The 18,900-nt window shown below is 60.0% G+C and carries 16 protein-coding genes and 1 riboswitch; of the genes, 9 read left to right on the forward strand and 7 right to left on the reverse strand.

What is annotated here, in order from left to right:
* Nucleotides 1–43 precede the first annotated feature (43 nt).
* Entirely contained in the window at nt 44–448 is a 405-nt protein-coding gene (locus HGP17_RS06025; RefSeq protein WP_168806827.1) for a cobalamin biosynthesis protein, read from the reverse strand.
* A gap of 162 nt (nt 449–610) precedes the next feature.
* Here HGP17_RS06025 and HGP17_RS06030 point away from each other — a divergent pair, with 162 nt between their 5' ends.
* From HGP17_RS06030 to HGP17_RS06040, 3 genes are all read left to right on the forward strand, one after another.
* Complete coding sequence (locus tag HGP17_RS06030; protein ID WP_168806828.1) at nt 611–1,396, forward strand: TSUP family transporter; 786 nt, start codon at nt 611–613, stop codon at nt 1,394–1,396.
* Nucleotides 1,397–1,496: 100 nt separating this feature from the next.
* Entirely contained in the window at nt 1,497–1,862 is a 366-nt protein-coding gene (locus HGP17_RS06035; protein ID WP_168806829.1) for a nuclear transport factor 2 family protein, read from the forward strand.
* Entirely contained in the window at nt 1,859–2,662 is an 804-nt protein-coding gene (locus HGP17_RS06040; protein ID WP_168806830.1) for a helix-turn-helix transcriptional regulator, read from the forward strand. The genes HGP17_RS06035 and HGP17_RS06040 overlap by 4 nt, the downstream gene beginning before the upstream one ends.
* Nucleotides 2,663–2,677: 15 nt before the next feature.
* Here HGP17_RS06040 and cobO read toward each other — a convergent pair whose 3' ends face one another.
* From cobO to cobU, 5 genes are read right to left on the reverse strand one after another with little or no spacing between them, the layout of a single operon-like run.
* Nucleotides 2,678–3,322 carry a cob(I)yrinic acid a,c-diamide adenosyltransferase gene (gene cobO, locus HGP17_RS06045; protein WP_168806831.1) on the reverse strand — a complete coding sequence of 215 codons (645 nt, stop codon included), beginning with the start codon at nt 3,320–3,322 and terminating at the stop codon, nt 2,678–2,680.
* Nucleotides 3,319–3,918, reverse strand: a complete 600-nt coding sequence (locus tag HGP17_RS06050; protein ID WP_168806832.1) for a dimethylsulfonioproprionate lyase family protein — start codon at nt 3,916–3,918, stop codon at nt 3,319–3,321. The genes cobO and HGP17_RS06050 overlap by 4 nt, the downstream gene beginning before the upstream one ends.
* Nucleotides 3,915–7,700: a cobaltochelatase subunit CobN gene (gene cobN, locus HGP17_RS06055; protein WP_168806833.1), complete on the reverse strand. Its 3,786-nt coding sequence runs from the start codon at nt 7,698–7,700 to the stop codon at nt 3,915–3,917. The genes HGP17_RS06050 and cobN overlap by 4 nt, the downstream gene beginning before the upstream one ends.
* Nucleotides 7,701–7,709: 9 nt before the next feature.
* On the reverse strand, nt 7,710–8,759 hold the full coding sequence (cobW, locus tag HGP17_RS06060) for a cobalamin biosynthesis protein CobW (protein ID WP_168806834.1): 1,050 nt from the start codon (nt 8,757–8,759) through the stop codon (nt 7,710–7,712).
* Between the two features lie 5 nt (nt 8,760–8,764).
* Nucleotides 8,765–9,289, reverse strand: a complete 525-nt coding sequence (cobU, locus tag HGP17_RS06065) for a bifunctional adenosylcobinamide kinase/adenosylcobinamide-phosphate guanylyltransferase (RefSeq protein ID WP_168806836.1) — start codon at nt 9,287–9,289, stop codon at nt 8,765–8,767.
* Between the two features lie 140 nt (nt 9,290–9,429).
* Nucleotides 9,430–9,831, reverse strand: a riboswitch (cobalamin riboswitch).
* 180 nt (nt 9,832–10,011) lie between these two features.
* Here cobU and HGP17_RS06070 point away from each other — a divergent pair.
* Nucleotides 10,012–11,808 (forward strand): chloride channel protein, encoded by a 1,797-nt coding sequence (locus HGP17_RS06070; protein ID WP_168806838.1) that lies wholly within the window; start codon nt 10,012–10,014, stop codon nt 11,806–11,808.
* A 34-nt stretch (nt 11,809–11,842) separates the two neighbouring features.
* On the opposite strand, the gene HGP17_RS06075 is transcribed toward HGP17_RS06070, so the two are convergent.
* Nucleotides 11,843–13,297: a cobyric acid synthase gene (locus tag HGP17_RS06075; RefSeq protein ID WP_168806840.1), complete on the reverse strand. Its 1,455-nt coding sequence runs from the start codon at nt 13,295–13,297 to the stop codon at nt 11,843–11,845.
* A gap of 235 nt (nt 13,298–13,532) precedes the next feature.
* On the opposite strand from HGP17_RS06075, the gene HGP17_RS06080 reads away from it, so the two are divergent.
* The 5 genes from HGP17_RS06080 to bmt all read left to right on the forward strand — a co-directional run bounded on the left by HGP17_RS06080 (nt 13,533) and on the right by bmt (nt 18,856).
* Nucleotides 13,533–13,676: a hypothetical protein gene (locus HGP17_RS06080; protein WP_168806842.1), complete on the forward strand. Its 144-nt coding sequence runs from the start codon at nt 13,533–13,535 to the stop codon at nt 13,674–13,676.
* Nucleotides 13,677–14,491: 815 nt separating this feature from the next.
* Nucleotides 14,492–15,490 carry an ABC transporter substrate-binding protein gene (locus HGP17_RS06085; RefSeq protein WP_168806844.1) on the forward strand — a complete coding sequence of 333 codons (999 nt, stop codon included), beginning with the start codon at nt 14,492–14,494 and terminating at the stop codon, nt 15,488–15,490.
* A 242-nt stretch (nt 15,491–15,732) separates the two neighbouring features.
* The gene (locus HGP17_RS06090; RefSeq protein WP_168806846.1) at nt 15,733–16,644 is read left to right on the forward strand and encodes a proline/glycine betaine ABC transporter permease; all 912 of its coding nucleotides are present in this window, start codon (nt 15,733–15,735) and stop codon (nt 16,642–16,644) included.
* Nucleotides 16,637–17,689: a glycine betaine/L-proline ABC transporter ATP-binding protein gene (locus HGP17_RS06095; protein WP_168806848.1), complete on the forward strand. Its 1,053-nt coding sequence runs from the start codon at nt 16,637–16,639 to the stop codon at nt 17,687–17,689. The genes HGP17_RS06090 and HGP17_RS06095 overlap by 8 nt, the downstream gene beginning before the upstream one ends.
* A gap of 153 nt (nt 17,690–17,842) precedes the next feature.
* Nucleotides 17,843–18,856: a betaine--homocysteine S-methyltransferase gene (gene bmt, locus HGP17_RS06100; protein WP_168806849.1), complete on the forward strand. Its 1,014-nt coding sequence runs from the start codon at nt 17,843–17,845 to the stop codon at nt 18,854–18,856.
* Nucleotides 18,857–18,900 lie beyond the last annotated feature (44 nt).

Consider the following 18,900-nt stretch of genomic DNA (forward strand, 5'->3'; position numbering starts at 1 on the left):
ATGCCGCAGCCCCCTTGACTGCGAGCACCCATCGATTTCGATATCACCCAATCCTCGCGATTGCGGCGGTGGCAAAATTGGACTTGATCTTCGGCAGAACGAGCTCCGCATCGGCGCCTGCGGCCGCCAAAGCCGCCGCCTCGGCAACGCCATGACATCCGACATGAGCAAAGACGAGTTCGGAGGGATTCTTCAGGCGCGGTGTTTCCCGCTCCAACGCCGCCGCCTTGAAAAACCGCACCGGCAGACGGAAATGAGTGGCCACTTCCAGGATCGCCGGTTCATTGATGCGCGTGTCGATCGACACCACGGCCAAAAGCTGCTCGCTGCCTATTCCGACCTCCTGTAACGCACGTTCGGCAAGCGCGCACACGTCGTTCCAGTCGGTACCACTCTCGCAGCCCAGGCCGAGAATATAGCGGCGGGGGGAATTGGCATAAGTCGTCATATTCGCTCCCGATGATGACAGCCGAGCTCGCAGGTGTAGCCAGCCAATGCCGAGCCGTCAATTTCGCCTGGTGTGGCCCGCAGGCAATTGCCACGGGGCGGTCGAAATGCAAGAAGGCCGCTGGTTTCAAACCGCATATCTCCCGCCCGCAGAGTTCCCGCCTTGCCAGACATCACGTTTCAGATCCTGCTTCTGCTTTTTGCCGCCGCGTTCTTTGCCGGCTTCGTGGATTCCATCGCCGGCGGTGGCGGGCTGATTACCGTCCCCGCGATGCTCCTGGCCGGGATCCCACCGCTTCAGACACTCGGCACGAACAAGGTGCAGTCGATCTGCGGTGCGGCATCGGCGACTATTGCCTATGCGCGGCAAGGCCATGTCCGCCTCCGCGAGCAATTGCACATGGCCGTTATGGCCGTGATCGGCGGCATGTTCGGTGCGATGCTGGCGACGGTGATGCCAAGCTATGTTCTGCGCATCATCCTGCCGTTCCTGCTGATCGCCATCGCTCTCTATTTTGCGCTCAAGCCCAATCTCGGCGACGTCGAAAAGCACCGGCGGATGAGTGCTGCAGCTTTCGGCGTGACACTCGTGCCGCTGATCGGCTTTTATGACGGTGCGTTCGGACCCGGCACCGGTTCGTTTTTGATGCTCGCCTTTGTGTCGCTCGCCGGCTTCGGCCTGCTGAAGGCGACCGCACATACCAAGCTGCTCAATTTCGGCTCCAACCTCGGCGGCCTGATCGTCTTCATCTTTTCCGGCGTCATTCTCTGGAAGGTCGGGATCGTCATGGGTCTCGGCCAGTTTCTCGGCGCGCAGGCTGGCTCGCGGCTTGCCATGCGCATCGGCGCAAAACTGATCAAGCCGCTGCTCGTCATCATCTGCATTGCCTTTGCGATCAAGTTGCTGGCAGATCCCACCCATCCCGTCAGGATCTGGCTCGGTCTCTAGAAACGGCCCTTTGATTACCTCGGACGTAATTGATAGTGCTTCGGTACGCGCCGATGATCGCCCTGCCTGAACGGTTCAGGCGATCCAAAGGAGTTGACCGATGACTGACGCGAACACCATTGCAGACCGCTACCTCGCCATCTGGAACGAGGCCGATACCGACCGCCGCCGTGCGCTCATCGCTGAAGCATGGACGGAAGACTGCAGCTATATCGACCCGATGATGCGCGCTGACGACCGCGAACAGATCCATGCGCTGGTCACGGCCGCGCACGATCGCTTCCCCGGCTTCCGCTTCGCGCTGATCACAGATGGCGACCGCCACGGTGACAACCTCCGGTTCTCGTGGGGCTTCGGGCCGGCCGATGCCGAACCACTGATCAAGGGCACGGATTTCGCCATCCTAGAAGGCGATCGGCTGAAATCCGTTCACGGCTTCATCGACCAGCTGCCGGCCGCCGCATGATGAACCCGGCCCGCTCTCTCGGCGACCATCTGCGCGAATGGCGGCAACGCCGCCGCCTGAGCCAGCTCGACTTCGCCCTTGAAGCCGATATATCGCAGCGACATCTGAGCTTCATCGAGAGCGGGCGGGCGCTTCCAAGCCGCGAGATGCTGATGCATCTCGCAGAACGGCTCGGCGTACCATTGCGCGATCGTAACCCCATGCTTCTGGCGGCAGGGTTTGCGCCGGTCTTCCCCGAACGCAAGCTGGATGATCCGGCACTTGCCCCGGCGCGGCGGGCGATCGATATGCTGCTGAAAGGTCACGAGCCTTTCCCGGCCCTGGCGGTCGACCGGCACTGGACGCTGATTGCCGCCAATGCCGCCGTAGCACCGCTGCTTGCCGGTGTCGTCGATACCTCGTTGACCGAGGGGCCGATCAATGTTTTGCGATTGAGCCTTCATCCGCAGGGCCTGGCACCGCGCATCGCCAATCTCTTCGAATGGCGGGCGCATCTGCTGGAGCGCCTGCGCCAGCAGATATCGGCGACCGGCGATCCCGTACTGGCAAAATTGCTGCAGGAATTGTCAGCCTATCCCGCACCACCTGCGCCGAAATCGACAGCTCCAGAGCGAGATTTCGCGGGCATTGCTGTACCACTGGAACTTGTCACCGAAGCGGGACATCTTTCGTTTCTATCCACCACGACGGTCTTCGGCACACCCGTCGATGTCACCCTGTCGGAACTGGCGATCGAATCCTTCTTTCCCGCGAACCCACAGACGGCGAAAGCACTCAAAGCAATGCTGCCGGGCAGTTGAGCGCCCGGCGGATGATCAGAACTCGACGCCGGGCTGTCCCTTGATGCCCGAGCGGAAAGGATGCTTGATCAGTTCCATCTCGGTGACGAGATCGGCAATCTCGATCAGCTCTTCTTTGGCATTACGGCCTGTCAGAACGACATGCGTCATATGGGGCTTCTCGTTCCTGAGGAACTCAAGCACATCGTTGATGTCGAGATAGTCGTAGCGAAGCGCGATGTTGATTTCGTCGAGCAGCACCATCGAGTTCCGCTCGTCGCGGATCAGCTCCTTGGCCTTCTCCCAGGCGGCGGATGCCGCTGCCACGTCACGGGCACGATCCTGTGTTTCCCAGGTGAAGCCCTCACCCATCGTATGGAACTGGCAGATATCGGAAAAATGCTTTTCGATCAGGTCGCGCTCGCCGGTCCACATGGCCCCTTTGATGAACTGCACGACGGCGCTCGGCTTCCCGTGGGCGATATGTCGGAAGATCATGCCGAAAGCGGACGACGATTTTCCCTTGCCCTTGCCGGTATGAACGATGATCAGGCCTTTCTCATCGTTCTTGCTGGCCATGATCTTGTCGCGCGCGGCCTTCTTCTTGGCCATCTTGTCGGCGTGACGAGCATCGTCGCTCTTCGGTGCTTCCACACCGGTCTCGGCCAATTCGTCGCTCATTGCATTCTCCCTGATATGATCGATTTCTGTGCCAGCGGGCCGCCGCGCCAAAGATAGAGCGCGACAAGCGGATGGTCTTCCGTGCGCATGGCGTGGCGGATGTTCGAGGGGTGATGGATGATCTCGCCCGACCAGCGCGGCAGGAACGGTTGCGCATCCTTGCTCCACAGCGAACCGTCGGTCAGAGGGATATAAATCTCCTCCGCCACATGATGATGGTCCGGATAATGCACCCCGGGACCAAGCAACAAAAAGCCGCCAGCCATCTCCTCGCTTGCAAAATGCCCGCGCGTACCGAACAACTCGACCCAGCCATACTTCTGCAAAAAATCGCCGCCGAAATCGGCGATGTTGTAGGTCTGAGCCCAATGCAGGCTATCCTCGGCATCCAGCAGTCTATTGAGCAAAACCTCTTCCGCCCCATTACCCGATCGGTCGAGCGCGCGAAGGTAAGAGACGACGGCCAAATCATGCGGCGCGAGCGTCCGCGCATCCATCGACCAGCCAAAACCCTCGATAAAATGTTTTAGAACCGGATCGCTGCGCGATTGCAGATAACTCCGAAAAGCAAGCAGAAGCTCGTCAACCACGCTCATGCCGCTGCATCCTTGTTCTTGTCCAAAGTTTCGAGATCGAACCGTGCCGAATTGCTTCTCGGCGTCCAAAGTTTGCGATCGATCGCTTCGAGCAGACGTTCCCGCATGTCTCGCAACGCGGCGGGATTTTTCTCCGCCATGAAATCACGTAGGTTCTGGTCGACTACAAAAGCCTGGTAGACGGCCTCGAAATGATGATTGCCGACGGCACCCGTCGTCGCCGCGAAAGCGAAAAGATAGTCCACCGTTGCGGCAATCTCGAAGGCGCCCTTGTAGCCGTGGCGCATGATGCCCTCGATCCATTTGGGATTGACGACGCGCCCGCGCACCACGCGGCCGATCTCTTCTTCAAGCGAGCGGATCACAGGCTTTTCCGGCCTCGAATGATCGTTATGATAGATCGAGGGGCGCGCGCCGCCGAGCTGCTCGGCCGCCGCCGCCATGCCGCCCTCGAACTGATAATAATCGTCGCTGTCGAGCAGATCATGCTCGCGATTATCCTGGTTCTGCACGACCGCCTGGATCGACCGCAACCGCTCCTCGAAGACACCGCGCTCGGCGCGTCCCTCTTCGCCAGCGCCATAGACATAGCTGCCCCAGACGAGATAGGCCTCGGCGAGATCGGCACGCCGCTCCCATCCTTTCTCATCGATGAGCGCCTGCAGACCGGCGCCATAGGCTCCAGGCTTGGATCCAAAAATACGATACCCAGCGCGGCGGCTGGCAGAGGCCGTGTCGAGGCCGGCTGCTTCGAGCCGCGCGATCTCACCACGCATCCGTGCCGCAATAGGATTGTCTGCAGCATCTTCCTCAAGCATGCCAACGGCACGAATTGCCTTGTCGAACAGGGCGATCTGCTCGGGAAACGCATCACGGAAGAAACCCGAGATGCGCAGCGTGACATCGACACGCGGCCGCCGCAGCATGGCCGGCGGAATGATCTCGTAGCCCGTCACGCGGCGAGACGTCATATCCCAGACCGGCTTGACACCGATCAGCGCCAGCGCCTGCGCGACATCATCGCCCCCGGTGCGCATGTTCGATGTCCCCCAGGCCGTCAGGCCGAAGGAGACGGGCCATTCGCCATGGTCCTGCACGTAACGACGGATCAGCAGCTCGGCCGATTTCTTGCCAAGCTCGTAAGCGGCCGGCGTCGGTACGGCACGGCTGTCGACCGAATAGAAATTCCGCCCAGTCGGCAAAACGTCCGGCCGTCCGCGCGTCGGCGCACCGGAGGGGCCGGGCGGAACGAAACGCCCGTCAAGGCCTTTGAGCAGGGCTGCGATCTCCGCATCGCCGCAGGCGAGGATGGACGGCTGGAGCTTCGAGGCAATCTCGCTGAGAACCATGCGGGTGTTGGACCAATTCTCCGGACTGGCTATGTCGCCATCCACGAGTTTTGCGGCCAGCAGTTCGATACGCTCGACGGTGTCCCCCTGGGTGCGCCAGAGAACATCGGAGATGTCTTCGAGGATGGCGGGTCGCGGGCCACTCCATTCTGCGGCCATGTCGCAGTCCAACGGGTCGAATGCTTTGCGTGGAGGGTTATCCTCCACGCCCTCGAACGCATCCCGAGCAATCGCCCGCTGCAGGCTCTGATCGCCACCCTCGCCCAGGCCGCGCGGCACTCTCGCCAGCGCCACCGTTAAATCCGTCAATAGCCGCCCGGAAGGCGAAACGCCGAAGATGTGCAGGCCATCACGGATCTGCATCTCCTTGAGGTCGCAGAGATAAGCATCAAGCTTGCGCAATGCCTCGTCTTCGCCCTCGCCCTTGGCGATACCGGCATCCTGGTCGAGCCCGATATCGGCAACGAGATCGAGGATCTGCTTTCGGAGCAGCCGGATACGACGCGGATCACCGCCCGAAGCCTCGTAATATTCGTCGACCAGCGCCTCCAGATCCTTTAGCGGGCCGTAGCTTTCGGCGCGCGTCAAAGGCGGGGTCAGGTGGTCGATGATGACGGCGCTCGTGCGGCGCTTGGCCTGCGTGCCCTCGCCGGGATCGTTGACGATGAAAGGATAAAGGTTCGGTAGCGGCCCGAGGATCGCTTCCGGATAACAAACCTCCGAAAGCGCCAGCGCCTTGCCCGGCAGCCATTCGAGATTGCCGTGCTTGCCCATGTGGATGACGGCGTGGGCACCGAAGGAGCGGCGCAGGAAGGCATAGAAAGCGAGATAACCGTGCGGCGGGACGAGATCGGGAGAGTGGTAGCTCTCCTTCGGATCGATATTGTATCCGCGCGCCGGCTGGATACCGACAAGCACCTCGCCGAAGCGGGTAAACGGCAGGGCAAAGCCGCCATTGAGCGCGTAAGGGTCTGCCTCCGGCTCGCCCCAGCGCGCCGTGATCTCATCCTGAATCTGTTTGGGAAGCGACGAGAAGAAATCCTTGTAGTCGCTCAAGGAAAGCGTCTCGCGAACGATACGGCCATCATGCCCCGAATTTGTCGGGCCATCCGCCAGATGCCGCATCAGCGCATCGCCATCGGCGGGTATATCAGCGACGCCGTAGCCTGCCGCTTGCATCGCGTTCAGAACCTCGATCGTGCCGGCCGGCGTATCAAGCCCGACGCCGTTGCCGAGACGCCCATCACGATTGGGATAGTTGGCCATCACAAGCGCAACGCGCCGATCGCCGGGTGGTGCATTGCGCAGCCGCGCCCAATTGGCGGCGAGCCTCGCCGTGTAGCGCATGCGATCCTCAAGCGGCTCGCTGGCGACGATATTGGCCTCAACCCTTTCATCATAGCGGGCGGCCGCCTTGAAAGACACGGCACGGGCAAGAACGCGCCCATCGACTTCGGGCAGAGCCACATTCATACCGAGATCGCGGGCCGAAAGCCCTTGAGAGGACGCCTCCCAGGCCTCTTTCGACGAAGCCGAGAAGATGGCCTGCAGAACAACGGCCTCGCCAGTCTCCAGCACCGTCGCCTGACGATCCGCGCCCGGCGCCGAAACGGCAAAGCCCGTAGAATTGATGACTACGCCCGGCTTCAACTCGATAAAGACACGTTCGAGAATCCCGACGGAGACGGCATCCTTGAGACTATAGGCAAAGACCGGTAACGGCCGCATGCCCTCGGCGACCAGAGCCTCCATCATGGCTTCCACAGGCTTCATCTCACCGCTCTGAACCAGCGCGCGATAGAAGGAAATCGCGACTGTCGGGGGTTCGCGTCCCTCCGGGACTGCCACCCCCGAAACGGAAACCCTCCTCCACTCCTCGACGCCGATCACCCCCTTGCCCGGCCACCATATGCCGGCCTTCATCAAAGGTGCGGCCGGCATGGGCTTTTCGCCACCCGACAGCATCGCCTCTGCATAGGAGAGAAACGCCCGCGAATTCGCCTCCCCGCCCTCGATCAGATAGGACCAGAGCGCATTGAGATCATCGAGCGCAACGTTGGAAAAAGGCGTCAGCCCTGGATCGGGCTTCGAATCCCCCGGCAATACAGCAATCAACGCACCCTGACGCGCCGCACAGGCATGCAGCGCCTCCAGCGCATAGTGGAAGTAGCTCGCCCCTCCCAGCGCACGCACGATGATGATCTTCGCATGCCGGGCCGTCCTGTCGACATAGGTATCGACGGACATCGGATGCTTGAGGCTCATCAGGCTCGCAAGCCGAAGCGAACAGTCGCCTTCGCCGTGCGCTGCGGCAATCGCCGCAAGCTCGGTGTCGGCCGCCGACAGAAAGAGGATATCGCCGGGCGTCTGCCCAAGGTCGATCGCCTCCTCGCCGTCGCTGATCGTTCCCTTTTGAGCTAGAAGGAGGTGCATGGACTTCCCTTAGACCAAAGCTTCGATCGCCTTGCGAACGATCGTCTCGTCCATCTCGTGCAGGCCGATCACGACAAGCCGGGTCGCGCGCACCTCGCCCGGTGTCCAGGCGCGATCGAAATAGGTGTCGATACGGCTGCCGACTGCCTGCAGTTGCAGGCGCATGGGCTTGCCGGGAACATCGACGAAGCCCTTGAGGCGCAGCACGTCATGCTCGGCGATCACGCCCTTCAGCGCATCGACAAAGGCAACCTGGTCGGCAATCGAACCGAGTTCGACGACGAAGCTGTCGAATTCGTCGTGGTCATGCGGCGTGCCGTCCTCATGCTCCAGTTCGTGATGGGATTTGCGGTTGACGATATCGTCTTCCGTGCCAATGCCGAGACCGAGCAGAATTGCCGCCGGCACGTCGCCGTTCTTCGCTTCGATGATCGTCGGCTTGCGGGCGGTGCGCGAGGCTACCTCGGCGCGGACGCGGCCGAGACCGTCACCGTCGATCAGATCGGTCTTGTTGAGCACGATCAGATCGGCGCAGGTCAGCTGGTCCTCGAAAAGCTCTTCGATCGGGCTTTCGTGGTCGAGCGAATCGTCTTCGACACGGCGGGCTTCCACAGCGTCGTGATCATCGGCAAAGCGACCGGCGGCGACGGCAGCGCTATCGACCACGGTAATAACGCCGTCGACAGTGACATGCGTGCGAATGTCAGGCCAGTTGAAGGCAGCGACCAGCGGCTGCGGCAGAGCGAGACCTGAGGTTTCGATGACGATGTGGTCCGGGCGCGCATCGCGCTCCAGAAGCTTCGTCATGGTCGGAATGAAATCGTCGGCGACGGTGCAGCAGATGCAGCCGTTGGTCAGCTCGATGATGTCGTCTTCGGTGCAGTTCTCCGCGCCGCAGCCCTTCAGCACGTCGCCATCGACGCCGAGATCGCCGAATTCGTTGATGATCAAAGCAATCTTCTTGCCGCCGGCATTCTGCAGGAGGTTGCGGATCATCGTCGTCTTGCCGGCTCCGAGAAAGCCGGTGATGACGGTGGCGGGAATCTTTTCCTGGTTCATATGCATCAACCCTTCATTTTCAGCGGCAGGCCCGCTGCGATAAAATAAACTTCAGCACTTGCCGCCGCGACCATCTGGTGCAGGCGGCCAGCATGATCACGAAAGTCTCGCGCCATGCGATTTTCCGGCACGATGCCGAGGCCAACTTCATTGGAAACGAAAACGAGCCGCGATCGTGCCCGGGGCAGAAATTCGGTGAGAGCGGCAAACTCCGCCGCCATATCCCGCTCCGCCATCATCAGATTGGTGACCCAGAGCGTCAAACAGTCGACAAGCACCGCCCGATCCTCGGTGTCGATGGCGGCAAGCTGCCCGACGAGATCCATCGGCTCCTCATGTGTCTGCCACAGGTCGCCGCGATCGACACGATGCTGGGCGATGCGCTCGCGCATCTCGTCGTCCCACGCCTGTCCGGTCGCCACATAGTGACGCTCCAGGCCGGTGTCCGAAATAAGCGATTCGGCGAATCGGGATTTGCCGGAACGCGCGCCCCCAAAGACGAAGACTGCTCGGGAAGTCGAAGACGACATGCGTTATGCCCGCTCCCACGTGGCGACGAGGGTCGGCAGCACTTGGCTGAAACCGGAAAGCAGGCGTTCAAACGCCAAAAACTCCTCTTGCGCCATGACAACCTCCGTGCTGGCAGCGGAACTTACGTTCCAGAACAGGCTCTGCGCCCGGCACGCATGGCAGGTCTCCTGGCTCGCGGTTAAGGCGCCGCGATCAGGGGCGGACCGAAATCGGTCGCCCCCGATCGTGCACCAGCGGATCTTTCTCGCCTTCCCGGCCAGGCATCATGAAAAGGCGGACGATTCGTAGAATTAGAGGCGTCCAGCCCCGGTTGATCATGATGCCACGCCAGTGGCTTTTTCCGGCTTGAGTTCGCTCATGCCCGTTCGCCCCATGCGAACGATCGACAGACGTGCCCTCGAACCGGACGAAAGACCCTGACCGCTCTACAGTCGCGGGGTCGGCTGTGATGAAAACGCCCGGAGTGGGTCCGTCCCGTCACATTCCCTTTTCATCCCATGCGGCAGATCGCCGCTCAGGAACCATTCGTTATGCCGGTCATGATTAGGCTTTCACTTAATTCAAGTCAATCAAGGGCATGGATGCGACATCGTATGCTCCACGTGCGAAATCGTCGCAAAATCCCCTGAAAACGCCGCTCTTTTTGCCGTATTTCTTTGATGTTAGGAGTTTATAGAGGTTACGCCCTCACATTCGAGTAAAAATATATCGTCCGTTCCCCATGTTGCAGAAATTCCAACCTCGACGCTTAGGCGTCTTCTCGGCCCTGTTCGATCTCCATCGTTTCAGAGCGTTGCTCCGTCGCGGCGAACTGGGGCTGGTATTTGCCGGCGCACTCGCCGGTGTCGCCTCCGGCTGCGCAGTCACCACGATGAGTTACATCTCGCGAAAGCTGCATAGTCTGATCTACGGCATAACGGACTATGAGCGCCTGAGCTCCGCAGCTTTGGCAATTCCGGATAAATCCATCCTGCTGATAGCGCCGATCGCCGGCGGCATCATTCTCGGCATTCTGCTCTATATACTCTCCCGCACGCGCAAAAAACCGATGGTCGACCCCATCGAAGCAAACGCGCTGCATGGCGGCCGCCTTTCCCTCACGGATAGCATCATCGTCGCGGTGCAGAATCTGATCTCGAATGGCTTCGGCGCGTCCGTCGGGCTTGAGGCAGGCTATACACAGCTCGCCGCCGGCATTGCCTCGAAGTTCGGTTACAAGATGCAGATGCGCCGCGCAGATTTGCGCATGTTGGTGGGTTGTGGTGCAGCCGGCGCGATCGCGGCAGCCTTCAATGCGCCCCTGACCGGCGCATTCTACGCATTCGAGCTGATCATCGGCTCCTACTCCATCCTGACGCTGACGCCAGTCGTCGTCTCTGCCCTGATTGCGACGATGATCGCAAGGCTGCTTGCCGGCGATGATTTCGCCATCGATATCGGCCACTTCGGCTCCATCGTCCCCGCAGACTACCTGCCGGCGGTGCTGCTCGGCGCCTTCTGCGCCGGCATCGGCATCCTGATCATGCAGGGCGTCGCCTGGACCGAGGAACTGGCCCGCAAGAGTTCGATAGCACCGGCTTTCCGTCCAGCACTTGGCGGCCTTGTTGTCGGCCTTTTGGCGCTCGTCTCGCCGCAGGTCCTTTCAGCCGGCCATGGTGCGTTGCATCTCAACCTGTCGAGCGACATCACGCTGTGGGCGCTGGTCAGCCTGTTCATCCTGAAGTCGCTTGCCTCGGCCGTGTCGATCGGCTCCGGCTTCAGAGGCGGCTTGTTCTTTGCCTCGCTGTTCATGGGCGCTCTGCTCGGCAAGATCTTTGCCTATTGCGCACCCTATTTCGACCACGCAACGCTGACGCCGGCCGTCTACGCGGTCGTCGGCATGAGTTCGCTGGCCGTTTCGATCATCGGGGGTCCGCTGACCATGACCTTCCTGGCGCTCGAGATCACCGGCGACTTCCCGATTACGGCGCTGGTGCTGGCTGCCGTCATCACCTCGTCGCTCGTCGTGCGAACCACCTTCGGCTACTCCTTCGCCACCTGGCGTTTCCATCTGCGCGGTGAAAGCATCCGCAGCGCCCATGATGTCGGCTGGATCCGCAGTCTCACCGTGGCCCGCATGATGCGCCCAGACGTTCACACCGCAAGCCTTGGAATGAGCATCGAGGAATTCCGCAAGACATTCCCGATCGGCTCGGCGCAACGCGTCATTCTGATCGACGATAAGGAAAAATATTCGGGCATGGTGCTTGTTCCGGATATCTATGCGAGCCCTGTCGAAAAGGATGACGAGGAACACGGTCTTGCGGACTTCATAAGCCTCCGCAACGAGTTCCTCCAGCCACAGATGAACGCCAAGCAGGCAGCTGCGATGTTCGAGCAGACGAAGAGTGAAGCGCTTGTCGTGGTCAACGACCTCATCGAACGCAAGGTCGTCGGGCTGCTGACCGAAAGCTACACATTGCGGCGCTACAGCGAAGAACTCGATCGCCGCCGGCGTGAAGTGTCAGGCGAACTATAGAGCGGGCCTAAAATCGGAAGACGCGTTGACGCTCTTAGCCGACGAGACTGTCGAGCCAGGCCGGATCAAGCACGCCCTCAAGCTCGTTTGCGACCTCGTCCAGCGCCGCATCGACGCCAGCACGATAATCCCTGCGTTCGCCGGAAAGGCCGAAGCTCGCCAACAGCTTCGCCCGATAGGCATCGCTTGTAAAAAGCCCATGCAGATAGGTTCCCATCACACGGCCATCCGGCGATATCGCTCCGTCCGGACGCCCATCGATCACCGTAGACGGCCGGTCGCAATCCGCGCCACGGGTCACGCCGAGATGAATCTCATATCCCGTCAGCGGCGCATCGTATTCTTTCGAAACAGCGTGGCTGTTGCGAACGGTCTTTCCTGGCGCCATCTCGGTTTCAATATCGAGCAACCCCAGCCCGGGAGTCTGCGTTTCCGCTCCCTCGATGCCGAGCGGATCATAGACCATGCGGCCCAGCATCTGGTAGCCGCCGCAAATGCCGATGACGCGGCCGCCGCGACTTACGTGGTTCACGATATCCCGGTCCCATCCCTGGTGGCGCAGATCAATCAGGTCACCGATCGTGGACTTTGAGCCCGGGAGGACCACGAGCCCTGCGTCCGCAGGCAAACGCTCGCCGGCGCGAACGAAAACAAGTTCGACATCCGGCTCTGCCCGGAGCGGATCGAGATCATCGAAATTGGCAATGCGCGAGAGCACCGGAACGGCAACCTTCAAGGCTCCGGCAGAACCGCGCGCCAGTCGCTCCAATACAACGGAATCCTCTGCGGGAAGTCGGCCTGCAGCCTTCAACCAGGGCACAACCCCATGACAAGGCCAGCCGGTGAAGCCGCCGATCGCGTCGACGCCCTCCTTGAAAAGCGAGACATCGCCGCGAAACTTGTTGATGACATACCCCCGGATCATCCGCCGGTCTTCTTCCGGCAGGATATGGTAGGTGCCCACCAGCGACGCGATGACGCCGCCCCGATCGATATCACCGACCAGGACGACCGGCACGTTGGCGCGTGTCGCAAAACCCATATTGGCGATATCGCCCGGGCGGAGATTGATTTCGGCCGGCGAACCAGCGCCCTCCACGATGACGAGATCGGTTCCCGCCCGCATCGCGGCAAAGCTTTCGAGAACGGCGCCAAGCAGCTGTGGCTTCAACGCCTGGTAATCTCTACCCTTGGCACGTCCCCACACCTTGCCCTGCACGATGATCTGGCTTCCGGTCTCCGACTGCGGCTTCAGGAGCACCGGGTTCATGTGCACCGATGACGGGACGCGTGCGGCCAGCGACTGCAGCCATTGAGCCCGACCGATCTCGCCGCCATCCTCGGCGACCGCGGCGTTATTGGACATGTTCTGCGGCTTGAACGGACGCACCCGGACGCCCCTGTTCGCAAACAGACGACACAGTCCGGCGACCAATACCGTTTTTCCGACATCGGAGCCGGTCCCCTGAAGCATGATCGCCCTTGTCATTCCCCTCAGCCCCCAGATGATGCAGCCACTGAAAATCCGGCATTTCGCCTTGATTTCGCCGCGATGTCTAACAGCCTGAGCTGCTTTAGGCGATACAAAAATGCACCACTTTCAATCATGCTCTGTTTGCGACATCGGATGACGATTTCATCCATTGTTAGTTATGAGGAAGAGGATTATCTGCAGCTCGAAAACACACAACGGGACCGGCCGATCCGGCTTAGAGGATACCCCAATGCTCTTCATCTTCAACAGACAGAATTCCATCCAGATCGCCTGGAATGGCAAGCTACCGGTCCGTCGCCCCGAAAGCCGCCTGCAGCAACTCGATACCCGCTTCGGCACGGTCGGTTTTATCCGCACCTACAGCGTCGGCTGACATAACGTCAAGCCGAACAGCCCGCACGCATCAAGCCGCCATGCGATCGCAGGGGCGGCTTTATTTTATCGACAGATCAACTTTGAAAATGGCCAGGCGAAACGCCGCAAGCAGGTGGATCGCAAAGAGCAGCCCAAAACGCGAAAACCGCGCGATCCAGGGATCAACGCGGTTTGCCAAAAAACGCCGGCTCCCCTGCACATACGCCGCAAGGTTCGCTTTCCCCCGGTACGCACTACCTGATCCGGAGAAGCAGCGGTGTCCCCCGCCACGCAACGATTGATAAACCGACATCGTTACCGGAGGGTTATTAAGTGCTTAACGAAGGGTGAATTTGAAATTTTTTTGAAAATTTTCCCGTTTCCGTCGCGAAATTACAAACGACGCAAATGGAATAAAAAACGTCTTTCAGGGGCGCGATATTTTAGTCATACTTAATTCCGCGCTCCGTAAAGGGCACCGCCGAAGCGCACATGACCCATTTTTTAGCCTCGAATGGCAGAAAATAGGCTAATTCAGGCGCTTATATCCGCTTCTCCAAGAGGCGCGACAACGTCATATGCCGGTCGCGCTGTTGATTTCTTCACTCAAATCCTTACGCTGTTTCTTGTCGGTGCAAATAATGCTCGGCCGCGACATGGTTTTGCGGTCGCAAAAAGACAAAATGCCCGACGGCAGCAATGGGGACCGTATAGGCGCCGTGACCGGCGTAGGAACGGTTGTGGTTTGAACCACGCTGATAGGAGATCGACAGATATCGTACGTGCTTGGAGTCGAATTCCGCAGCGTAACGAAAAATTGGGAGACGTAATCACATGAAGAAGCTTCTCGCTTCCGCCATATTTGCATTCGGCGCCTATGCTTTGGCTGGCTCGGCGCATGCAGCAGGATGCGGCGACGTATCGATCGCCGAAATGAACTGGGCCTCGGCCGGCGTTGCCGCCCAGGTCGACAAGATCATTCTGCAGAACGGCTATGGCTGCAATGTCACGCTGGTCACCGGCGACACGCAACCGACTTTCACCTCCATGAATGAAAAGGGCGAGCCCGACGTTGCACCGGAGCTCTGGGTCAATGCCGTGCGCACCGCGCTCGACAAGGCTGTAGCCGATGGAACGTTGATCGAGGCAGCCCCGCTTCTGAGCGATGGCGGCGTCGAAGGCTGGTGGATCCCGAAATTCCTTGCCGACGCTCACCCAGACATCAAGACCGTTCAGGATGCTCTGAAGCACCCGGAACTCTTCCCGGCTCCCGAAGATCCGTCCAAGGGCGCGGTCTATGACTGCCCGGCCGGCTGGAACTGCCAGATCTCGACCACCAACCTGTACAAGGCGCTTGGAGCTGACAAGCTCGGCTTCACGCTGGTCGACACCGGTTCAGCTGCCGGCCTCGACGGCTCGATCGCCAACGCCTTCGAAAAGAAGACCGGCTGGCTCGGCTACTACTGGGCTCCGACCGCTATCCTGGGCAAGTACGACATGGTTCGCCTGAGCTTTGGCGTACCGCACGACAAGAAGGAATGGGACGCCTGCACCGCGATCCAGGATTGCGCCAACCCGAAGGTGAATTCCTATCCGGTTTCCGACGTCTACACGGTCGTGACGAAAGCCTTCGCTTCGAAGGCCGGGATCGCCATGGATTACGTTAAGACCCGCAAGTGGGATAACGCCACGGTCGGCAAGGTTCTGGCCTGGATGACCGACAACCAGGGCACCAATGAGGACGGCGCCAAGTACTTCCTCAAGACCTATCCCGACATGTGGACCAAGTGGGTTTCCGCCGACGTTGCCACCAAGGTCAAGGCTTCGCTCTGATCCGCATGAAAGAATCGGCGGCAGGCCTGCGCCTGTCGCCGTTTTGATATTTCCAGGGCGCAACTGACACTCATACCGACAGACCGACGCGGCCACAGGTCGCAACGAGTGCAGATTGACGACAGTGAATGTAGTAAGAAGTGAAAAGCAGCCTGAAGAACCGGTCGTGGCGCTGCTATACCGTCCGTGCGTGAAGGCCACACGCGCGGCGGAAATAGAACCGGATCAAGAAGGGGAAATACATGGCTATTCAATGTACGATCCTGCCGGATGTGCTCTGCAACTTCCCGGCAATAGACGACTCTCTGATACGTCTCGCACGCAAGAACATCGATGACGGCTTCCGCGCGCTTGTCCGCACCTACGCCACTGTCATCGACACGATCGTGCAACCGCTGCAATGGTTCCTGAACGACCTCGAATGGCTCTTTACCAATACGCCGTGGTTCATCGTGCTTGTGGTCATGATGCTGGTCGTCTATGCCGCCAGCCGTAATCTCAAGATTGTCGCCGGCACCGCCATTTCCATGATCCTCATCGGCGTTTGCGGCCTTTGGGGCGACACCATGGTGACGCTTGCCATGGTCACGGTCTGTACGCTCATCGCAATCATCATCGGCCTGCCGATCGGCATTCTGATGGCGCGTTCGGACCGGCTGCAGTCGATCATCAATCCGATACTCGACGTGATGCAGACCATGCCGAGCTTCGTCTACCTCATTCCGGTCGTCGTTATCTTCGGCATCGGCAAGGTGCCGGGCCTCATCGCCGTCGTCATTTATGCGATCCCGCCGATGATCCGCCTGACCAATCTCGGCATCCGTCTCGTCGACAGGGAAGTTCTGGAAGCTGCGGACGCCTTCGGCTCATCGCATCGCCAGAAGCTGTTCAATGTGCAGATCCCGCTCGCGTTGCCGACGATCATGGCCGGCATCAACCAGACTATCATGATGTCGCTCGCCATGGTCGTCGTCGCATCCATGGTCGGCGTCGGCGGTCTCGGCAAGAACACGCTGCAGGCGATCAACAACCAGTTCTTCACCGTCGGGTTCCTCAACGGTTTCGCACTGGTCGCCATTGCCATCATTTTCGACCGTACGAGCCAGGCCTATGGCAGACGGCTACAAAAGCACTCGGAGGTCATTCATGGCTAGTCACGCGATCCAGATCAAAAGCCTTTACAAGATTTTCGGTCCTCGCGGACGCAACTATGTCGACCACGTCAAGAACGGTATCGGCAAGGCCGAACTCAACGAAACCTATGGCCATGTACTTGGCCTGCAGGACATCAACATCGATATGCCGGCCGGCGCCATCACCGTTGTCATGGGCCTTTCCGGTTCCGGCAAGTCGACGCTGATCCGCCATATCAACAGACTGATCGAACCAACCGCCGGCGAAGTGCTCTACGACGGCGTCGATGTCTGCAATATGAACGAGAATGCGCTGCGCGAATTCCGGCGTCACAAGACGGCGATGGTGTTCCAGAAATTTGCGTTGCTCCCGCACCGCACCGTGCTGGAAAACACGATCTATGGCCTGGATATTCAGGGCATTCCGCGCTCGGAAAGCGAGAAGAAGGGTCAATACTGGATCGAACGCGTCGGCCTGAAAGGTTTCGAAAGACATTTTCCAAACCAGCTTTCCGGCGGCATGCAGCAGCGTGTCGGGCTTGCCCGCGCACTGACGAACGATGCCGATATTCTGTTGATGGACGAAGCCTATTCCGCACTCGACCCGCTGATCCGTGTAGATATGCAGTCGGTTCTCCTCGATCTGCAGAAAGAACTGAAGAAGACGGTCGTGTTCATCACGCACGATCTCGATGAGGCGCTTCGCCTTGGCGACAAGATCGCGATCCTGCGTGACGGCAAGGTCGTGCAACAAGGCACCGGTCAGCAGATCGTCCTGAAACCCGCAGACGACTACATCACCGCCTTCGTCAAGGAAGTGAACCGTGGCCGGGTCATCCAGACGCAGACGATCATGAAGCCACTGTCTGGTGAGCCAGGCGGGACACGCGTGCCGAGCGACATGACGTTGGAAATCGCGGCCAAGCAGATAACCGAAGCGGGGCAGACGGGAGCCGTTGTCACGGATACCGGCGGCAAGCCGATCGGTTCGATCGATCTGCAAAGCATCATCGCTGCCATGGTAACGCCCACGACGCACGAGACGGCGGAAATGGCAGCAGCCTGATAAACGTTGCCTGAGCCAATATGAAAGGCGCCCTGCAAGGGGCGCCTTTTTCTTCGCCGATCGCCGCATAGAACCACAGCGCCACATTGCCGTTGTACTGACATAAAGAAATGTTTATATCTGCATATAAATCCAGCCATTCAAGGAAACGCCATGACCGTCGCAGCCAATCCTCTCACCGATCTTCTCGCTGAAAAAGGCGTCTTGCTGGCCGACGGCGCGACCGGCACGAACCTGTTTGCCATGGGTCTCGAGGCTGGCGAAGCGCCGGAACTCTGGATCGAGCAGCATCCCGAGCGGATCGTCAAATTGCATCAGGATTTCGTCGATGCCGGCGCCGACATCATCCTGACCAATACCTTTGGCGGCACCCGCCACCGCCTGAAGCTCCACCATGCCCAGGATCGCGTGCATAGCCTCAACAAAGCAGCAGCCGAAATCGCGCGATCCGTTGCCGACAAGACTGACCGCAAGGTTATCGTTGCCGGCTCCGTCGGCCCGACCGGCGAATTGCTGATGCCGCTCGGCGCCCTCACCTATGAAGATGCCGTCGCCGCTTTCGTGGAGCAGATCGAAGGCCTGCAGGCCGGTGGCGCAGATGTCGCATGGATTGAGACCATGTCGTCCCCGGAGGAAATCCGCGCCGCGGCCGAAGCTGCCGTCAAGGTCGGCATGCCGTACACCTACACCGGTTCGTTCGACACCGCAGGCAAGACCATGATGGGCCTGCACCCCAAGGACATTCACGGCGTTGCCATGGATATCGGAGAAGGCCCGCTTGCCGTCGGCGCCAATTGTGGTGTCGGCGCGTCGGATATTTTGTCGAGCCTGCTGGACATGACCGATGCCGATCCCTCCGCGATCGTGGTCGTCAAAGGCAACTGCGGCATTCCCGAATATCGCGGCGCCGAGATCCACTACTCCGGCACGCCGCCGCTCATGGCCGACTATGCGCGCCTGGCACGCGATGCCGGCGCAAAGATCATCGGCGGCTGCTGCGGCACCTCCTGCGATCATCTGGCCGCGATGCGACAGGCTTTGGACAGCTACGTCCCCGGCCCGCGCCCGACCTTGGAAACGATTATCGAACGGATTGGCCCACTGCGCAACAAGACCGCCAACGAAGGCCCAACGGCGCCGACACGCGAACGCCGCCGCCGCAGCTAGAGCAATTCCAGGAAAAGTGCGCAGCGGTTTTCCGTCCGGAATTG

The sequence above is a fragment of the Rhizobium sp. P38BS-XIX genome (assembly GCF_012641435.1).
Classification (GTDB): domain Bacteria; phylum Pseudomonadota; class Alphaproteobacteria; order Rhizobiales; family Rhizobiaceae; genus Rhizobium.